At 39.9% G+C, this 516-nt stretch carries 1 protein-coding gene and 1 pseudogene; both read left to right on the top strand.

Translation table 11 applies throughout. The annotated features are described in order from the left end of the window. A pseudogene (locus tag Q4496_RS17945) lies at positions 1-300 on the top strand (hypothetical protein); the annotation flags it as partial. Further along, positions 300-516, top strand: a 217-nt coding sequence (locus tag Q4496_RS17940) for a hypothetical protein (protein WP_303610980.1), incomplete at its 3' end; no start/stop codon positions are given. The pseudogene Q4496_RS17945 and the gene Q4496_RS17940, both read left to right, overlap by 1 nt.

The following is a 516-nucleotide window of genomic DNA, read 5'->3' as shown; positions in this document are numbered from 1 at the left end:
CGTAAGCGTAACTTGATGGTATTTCTTAAGCCACAAATTATTACTGATTCAACGATGATGCATAATATGGCGAAAGATAAGTATAACTTTATTCGCGCTGACCAACTACGTAAGCAAGAAGAAGGCTTGTCATTGATGGATGATGACAACTTACCTATTCTGCCAAAATGGAATGATGCATTAGCGTTACCCCCATCGTTTGAAGCGTACCAAGAATCAGTACAAGATGATAAGCGCCTTAAAGCATACTCAGTAAAAGATGATTTGCCGGTCAATGATGTGAAAGAGAATGATGAATAATGTCTGACGATGTAATAAAAGGCAGCAGTGCAAGCAAAAGTAGTCCGGTAAATACAATCGATGAGCAAAACGCAACAGCGCTTGGTGAGTCGGTTGATTTAGACAGTGGCACGATTGCTGATGATGTTGATAACTTGGTTGATAGTTTAGTTAGTCACACCAACCATGAGGTCACTGACAGCGAGTCTAACAAAGATACTGATAACCTTAGTGACA

It is taken from the genome of Colwellia sp. 5_MG-2023 (assembly GCF_030547795.1).
GTDB lineage: Bacteria > Pseudomonadota > Gammaproteobacteria > Enterobacterales > Alteromonadaceae > Colwellia.
Note: the sequence above shows the minus strand (reverse complement) of the source record. Positions and strands in the feature narration are given on the sequence as shown.